The 7,298-nt window shown below is 27.2% G+C and carries 7 protein-coding genes; 6 read left to right on the top strand and 1 reads right to left on the bottom strand.

Going from position 1 to position 7,298, the window contains the following annotated elements:
* Positions 1-165: 165 nt before the first annotated feature.
* From VK071_08490 to VK071_08465, 6 genes are all read left to right on the top strand, one after another.
* Entirely contained in the window at positions 166-1,002 is an 837-nt protein-coding gene (locus tag VK071_08490) for an ABC transporter permease (protein HLR35346.1), read from the top strand.
* Positions 992-1,783, top strand: coding sequence for an ABC transporter permease (locus VK071_08485; GenBank protein ID HLR35345.1), 792 nt, complete (start codon positions 992-994; stop codon positions 1,781-1,783). Before VK071_08490 ends, VK071_08485 begins: the two co-directional genes overlap by 11 nt.
* Positions 1,780-2,826: a spermidine/putrescine ABC transporter substrate-binding protein gene (locus VK071_08480; GenBank protein HLR35344.1), complete on the top strand. Its 1,047-nt coding sequence runs from the start codon at positions 1,780-1,782 to the stop codon at positions 2,824-2,826. The genes VK071_08485 and VK071_08480 overlap by 4 nt, the downstream gene beginning before the upstream one ends.
* 83 nt (positions 2,827-2,909) lie before the next feature.
* Positions 2,910-4,082, top strand: coding sequence for an FAD-dependent oxidoreductase (locus VK071_08475; GenBank protein ID HLR35343.1), 1,173 nt, complete (start codon positions 2,910-2,912; stop codon positions 4,080-4,082).
* A gap of 358 nt (positions 4,083-4,440) precedes the next feature.
* Complete coding sequence (locus tag VK071_08470) at positions 4,441-4,833, top strand: hypothetical protein (GenBank protein ID HLR35342.1); 393 nt, start codon at positions 4,441-4,443, stop codon at positions 4,831-4,833.
* Positions 4,834-4,914: 81 nt separating this feature from the next.
* Positions 4,915-5,904, top strand: a complete 990-nt coding sequence (locus tag VK071_08465; protein ID HLR35341.1) for a lipoate--protein ligase — start codon at positions 4,915-4,917, stop codon at positions 5,902-5,904.
* Between the two features lie 66 nt (positions 5,905-5,970).
* Here VK071_08465 and VK071_08460 read toward each other — a convergent pair whose 3' ends face one another.
* Positions 5,971-7,158: a nucleoside-triphosphatase gene (locus VK071_08460; GenBank protein ID HLR35340.1), complete on the bottom strand. Its 1,188-nt coding sequence runs from the start codon at positions 7,156-7,158 to the stop codon at positions 5,971-5,973.
* Between the last annotated feature and the right edge of the window lie 140 nt (positions 7,159-7,298).

Below are 7,298 nucleotides of genomic sequence, written 5' to 3'. Positions count from 1 at the left end.
GGGAAAGTTGTATCGGTAACTTTTAAAGGAGTTCATTATGAAATATTAGTAGAAAGTGATAATTTCATATGGAAAATTCATAGTACTAATATGGCTTCAATAAATACTTTAGTTGGTCTTACAGTAATTCCAGAAAATATTCATATTATGAAGAAGGTGAATTAAATGAAATTAAAAAGGATTGCTTATCCCTATGTAGTTTGGATGATAATTTTTATAGTAATACCTTTATTATTAATTTTATTGTTTGCTTTTACTAAGGGAGAAACTTTAGAATTAAAAAATTTGAGATTTACCTTAGATAATTTTGAAAGATTTATGAATCCTATATATTTAAAGGTTCTAGGTAAGTCCATAACATTAGCTCTTAAATCGACAGTTATCTGTTTTTTACTTGGTTATCCTATAGCTATGATAATTTCTAGGGAACCTATGAAAAAAAGAAATGCAATGATTCTTTTATTTGTTGTTCCTATGTGGATGAATTTTTTACTTAGAACCTATGCGTGGACGACTCTTCTTGGAAGAAATGGAATTATTAATAGTATTATCAAAGCTTTAGGCTTTGAACCTTTAAAGTTAATTTATACTGATAGTGCAATATTATTGGGAATGGTATATAACTTTTTACCTTTTATGGTATTACCTATTTATACAATATTAATTAAAATTGATAAAAATTTAATAGAAGCTGCCGAAGATTTAGGAGCAGGTAAATTAGAAGTGTTCTCTAGGGTAATTTTTCCTTTAAGTATACCAGGGGTAGTATCTGGTTTTACTATGGTCTTTATGCCAGCAGTAAGCACTTTTATAATATCTAGTCTTTTAGGTGGCGGAAAATATATGCTTATTGGGAATTTAATTGAGCAACAATTTTTATGGTCAGGGGATTGGCATTTTGGTTCTGCTATATCTATAATAATGATGATTTTTATATTAATATCTATGGCAATTACTACTAGATTTGATAATGATAAGGAAGGAGGAGCTTATGGTAAATAAATTTATAAAGAAATTTTATACTTTTTTAATTTTTTTATTTTTATATGCACCAATAATAGTTCTTATGGCATTTTCCTTTAATGATTCTAAATCTAGAGGAACATGGACTGGTTTTACATTTAAATGGTATTTAGAACTATTTAAGAATGAAGAAGTTTTAATGGCATTATATTATACTTTATTAATTGCTATATTATCTTCTATTATTGCAACTATTATAGGAACTATTGCGGCAATAGGTATTTATGATATGAAATTATTAGGTAGAAAGATAGTATTAAATTTAAATTATTTACCAGTATTAAATCCTGATATAGTTACTGCCGTTGCTTTAATGACTTTATTTAGATTTGCAAATATAGAATTTGGTTTTACTACTATGCTTTTAGCTCATATAACCTTTAATATACCTTATGTAATATTATCTATTCTACCAAAGTTAAAGCAATTAAATAAACATTTAGCAGAGGCAGCTATGGATTTAGGAGCTACACCTTTCTATGCATTAAGGAAGGTAGTAATACCTCAAATTATGCCAGGAATAGTTACAGGAGCTTTAATTGCTTTTACCCTTTCTATTGATGATTTTGTTATAAGTTTTTTCACCACAGGGTCTGATGTAACGAATTTAAGCATAACAATATATTCAATGGCGAGAAGGGGTATAAACCCTGTTATAAATGCATTGTCAACTTTGATGTTTTTAAGTGTTTTAATACTTTTGATCCTTATAAATAAAAGGACAGATAAAAACTTAGGGCATAGAGGTGACATAATATGAAAAAATTTATAAAAAGAATTATAGTATTTTTTATGCTTGTATTGATGCTTAGTTTGCTTACAGGCTGTAAGAACAATGAAAAAACTATCAATATATACAATTGGGGAGATTATATTGATCCTACTGTAATAGAAGATTTTGAAAAAGAATATGGTATAAAAGTAAATTATAGTACCTTTGCTACTAATGAAGATATGTATGTAAAATTAAAATCGGGAGGCTCAAATTATGATATTGTTTTTCCTTCTGACTATATGATTGAAAGGTTGATAAGGGAGGATATGCTTTGTAAATTAGATAAAAGTAATATTCCCAATCTTAAATATATAGATGAACGATTTATTAATTTGTCTTTTGATCCAAGAGGTGAATATTCTGTACCTTATATGTGGGGAACAGTAGGTATAGTTTATAATGAAAAAATGGTAAAGAAGAAAGTAGATAGTTGGGATATTCTATGGGATAAGAAGTACAAGGATAATATAATTATGTTAGATAGTCAAAGAGATACTATTGCTGTAGCCCTTAAAAAATTAGGCTACTCTATGAATAGTAGAGATGTTAAAGAGTTAGAGGAAGCTAAAGAAGAGTTAATAAAACAAAAACCATTAATCTATACCTACGTTGTAGATGAAGTAAAAGATTTAATGGTAGCAGAAGAAGCGGCTTTAGCCGTTGTATGGTCTGGTGATGCTACAGCTATTATTAGAGAAAATTCTAATTTAAAATATGTAATTCCTAAGGAAGGTTCAAATATATGGTTTGATAATATAGTAATACCTAAAACATCTAAAAATAAAAAGGAAACAGAATTATTTATAAACTTTCTATGTAGACCAGATATTGCTGTAAGAAATACAGATTATATTGGATACTCAACTGTAAATAAGGAGGCTATAAAAGATTTACCTGAAGATATTCAAAATAGTAAAGTTGCTTATCCAAGGGATGAAGAAATAAAAAAATGTGAAATATTTAAAGACCCATTAGATTTTATATCTCAATATGATGCTATATGGACAGAAATAAAGGCTCAGTATTAAGAACACTCTTTTTAAAGAGTGTTCTTAACATTAGGGTAGTATTATGATAGAATGTAGATATGATGGAACAAAGGAGTGAAAATATGGTCAGAAAAAAGGTTGATTATCTAATTATAGGTAATGGAATTTCTGGATTGTCTGCAGCTAACGAGATACGAAAAAACGATGAAAAGGGTAATATTACTATAGTTTCAAAGGAACACTATCTTACCTATTATAGAGTGAAATTAACGGAATACATATGTAAAGATTTTAAAGAAGAGGATCTTTTAGTTAATAAAAAAGATTGGTACAAGGAAAAGAATATTAATGTAATATTAGGTAAAATTGTAGAGGAAGTTGATTTTAATAACAATTTAATAAAATTAGATGATGGAGTATTAATAGAATACAAAAAACTTTTATTATCAACAGGCAGTAGACCTTTTGTTCCCCCAATAGCAGGTAAATTTAAAAAAGGTGTATTTGCTTTAAGGAGTATAAAAGATTTAAAGGATATTCAGGAATATCTTTTAAACTGTAAAAATATAACAATTATAGGTGGAGGACTTTTAGGTCTGGAAGCAGCCTGGGCCGTTAAGCAATTAAATAAGGAAGTGAATATTGTAGAATTTGCGCCATATCTACTGCCCAAACAATTAGATGAAGAATTATCGAAAAGATTATCAAAGAAATTAGAAAAATTAGGTTTTAATATATATTTAAATTCTGCTGCAGAAGAAATTTTAGGGAAAAGCAAAGTGTCTGGGCTAAAAGTTTCAGGAGGTAGAACTTTTGAAACGGATAGTATTTTGATTTCTTCTGGTATAAGGCCTAATTTGGATTTAGTAAGAGATACAGAATTAGAATTTAATAAAGGAATAATAGTGGATAAATATTTAAGAACAAATATGTCTAATGTATACGCAGCTGGTGATGTAGTAGAGGTAGATAGTACTGTTCTGGGACTTTGGACAGTGGGAAATGAACAAGGAAAAATAGCTGGATTAAACATGGCAGGAGAGACAAAAGAATATACTTTATCAGAACCTTATACTAGATTGGAAATTGGAGATATAAAATTATTTTCAATGGGAGACATAAATGAATTTGATAAAATATACGAATATAAGAAAGGTGAGGAAATTCATCATAAATTATTTACAACCAATGGGAAAATAACTGGTGGAATATTGTTTGGAGATATTAAAGATATGTTTAAATTAAGGGAGGCTATTTTAGTTGGAAATCATATAGAAAATTTTGAACTAAGTTAGTAGGGATCCCTACTAACTTAGTTTTATTTATGGGTATGTAGATTTAAATATAGAAAAAGTTCAAATACTTCCCTTTCATAAAATAGGATAATATAAATGAAGGGAATTAGGTTATGATTATGACCTAGATGATATTAAAGCTCCAGATGAAAAATTAATAAATGATATAAAGAATATTTTTCAACAACATAAACTAATTGTCGAATAACCTAGATTTCCTAGGTTATTTTTTGTGTTTTACAAAGGTAATTGCCTAATAGCGAAAAAAAGGTTAAAATATTATATAGTGGATAATTAGCACTAAATATCAATAAATAATTGTAATATATTATTGGGTAAATAAGAAAGGGAGAAAACTATGAATAAAAAATCAAAGTTATTTAAACAAAGATTGGAAAAGTCTATATCCATTGTAGAAACAATTTTAGCATGTATAATATTAATAGCAGTTGTATTAAGCGCAAAGGACTTATTAAGTTTAATTTATGATATAATTTCCACTAATGCAACAGAGTCCTATGATGTTTTGCAGGGGTTTTTTTCTCACGTACTTATAATGATAATAGGTTTAGAGTTAGCTATTACATTATTAACCCATACTACAGAGAGTATATTAGAGTTAATGCTTTATGCTATATCTAGGAAAATGCTTATTAGTAGTACTAGTATATTAGATATTCTTTTAGGAACCATTTCTTTAGGTATATTATTTGCTATTGATAGGTTTTTGATTGTTAATAAGGAAGAATAACTAAAATGGAAAGTTATTAGGTAATTATATTTTTAGTATGCTATTTATATTAACTATTAATTATTGAAAGGGGAAAATTATATGAAATATATAGTAAATGAATCAAATGATCCACGTTATAATTTAGCACTAGAGGAATATACTTTTAAGCATCTTGATAAGGATGAAGATTATGTACTTCTATGGATTAATGGACCTTCTATAATTATAGGTAAAAATCAAAATACTATTGAAGAAATAAATATGAATTATGTAAAAGAAAATAATATTAATGTAGTAAGAAGAATAACAGGCGGTGGAGCAGTATATCATGATTTAGGGAATCTAAACTTTTCAATTATAACTAAATCTGATAATTTAGCTAGGATTGATTTTAAAAAATACAATGAATCAATTATTAAAGCTTTAAATAAATTTGGAATTAAAGGGGAATTTTCGGGGAGAAATGATATAACAATAGAAGGTAAAAAGTTCTCTGGTATAGCCCAAAGTTTACGAAAAGGTAGAGTTTTAAATCATGGTACTCTTTTATTTAACTCAGAATTAGATGTATTGTCAAGAGCGCTGAAAGTAAAAAAAGAAAAATATGAGTCGAAGGGTATAAAATCAGTGAAAAGTAGAGTTACAAATATTAAACCTCATTTAAAAGAAGATATTGATATTTTAACTTTCAGAGATACTCTTCTTAAGTATATATTTGAAATGGAAAATCAACCAATAGAAATATATGAACTAACGGATAAAGAGGAGAAAGATATTCAAAACCTAGTAGATGAAAAGTATGGAACTTGGGAATGGAATTTTGGAGAATCCCCTGATTTTAATTATAAAAACTATAAAAGATTTTCAGCAGGAAGTATAGAAGTACGTTTAGATGTATCCAACGGAAAAATAAAAGAATGTAAAATATATGGAGATTTCTTTGGGTCTGAAAATGTAGAGGAATTAGAAGAAATATTAATTGGTTTAAGATATGATATTGGTGATATTGAAGAAGCCTTAGAGGGCATTGAAATATATAAATATTTTGGTAATATTTCAAAAGAAGATTTCTTATCTTGTCTATTTTAAACTAAATTGTACAGCCCCTATATATAGAGGATTTTGTATATAGGGGCAATATATTTTATATGATATTTATTTATGTATTACTATTAACCAAGATTTTTTTATATTTTCAAAAACTAAGTAGTTATTTTCTTTAATTAAAAACTTATTTAAAAAGTTCTCTATTATTTGAATCTCATCAAAATTCTCAATACTAAACTTATCAATAAAAAATTCCATTCCCTCATTAAAACTATGGAAATACTGGGAAAACTCATACTCAATTTCTTTACATTTATATTTATATCCTAAACTATCTAATATACTTAATGTGCTAGATAAAGTATTTTTGCGAGTTTTCTTCCTACGAGGAGATTTATTAAGCATTTTGTATAAAATATCTGATTTAAAATTACTTTGCTGATTTTCGAAGGAAGATATTATAAAACTATATTCCCTAACTAGACTATGCATTTTTTTTATACCTTCTTTAGATTTAGTACCACCTCCACTAAAAGCAGATATAGCTATATCGTGCTTTGAAGGATTGCTTCTATGAAAAGGTGAAATTATACAATTAAAATTATTTAGATTATGTAACTTAGCTCTATTAGTTAAAGAGTTTATCATATTAAGAGAAGGGTCAACAGCCGTTATATATGCTCCCTCTTTCATAAAAGGTATAGCAAAAGCTCCAGTTCCTGCACCAATATCTAAAACAGTTTTATCTTTTAAATTTCCAGTATGTTTTTTTATTTCCTTAATAAAAGAATCGGGATAGTGAGAATGAGGATGATCTAAAGCTTTATTATACCAGTTGATTCTTTTAGGAGTCCATTGAAAACTAGTTTCTTTTTTAAAAGGGATATTAAAAGATTTTAATATGTCTAGGATATTTTTAATAACAAAATCTCTATTCTCCTTTGTAATTTCTACTATAATTACATCGTTTCTAGCTCTAATATTATTTAGAAAATTACAGTTAAAATCTTTTAAAACTCCAAGTACTATTTTATTACTGTCTAGCAATTCGTATACTTTAGATGTAAATTTATCTATATTATTTTCCATAAAACCTAATTCATCTAATACTATAGCATCCCTATCTTTAAGGCTTTTATCAAGAATAGAAACCATTCCAGAGCTAAAAGATTCTTTATAAATATCCTTTGAGCCATTCTTTTTATTTATCTTTCCTATAGTATATTCTTCTACACCGTCGTATAAAGATTTAACAGTAAAAGTTCGTATATTATCTTCGTCAACTTTTTCGGTAATATAACCTCCTCGTATAATAAAGTCATAGTTTAAAAACTATATTTTCTTTTCTATCTCACACTTCTTGTGAGATAATAATTGTACAGATAGAGGTCGTAGTTAACCTCCTTGAAGCGTTGTCTTCCTTATTTAGGGTTACG

The organism is Tissierellales bacterium, from assembly GCA_035301805.1.
GTDB lineage: Bacteria > Bacillota > Clostridia > Tissierellales > DATGTQ01 > DATGTQ01.
This window is presented reverse-complemented; position numbering and strand designations above follow the sequence as displayed.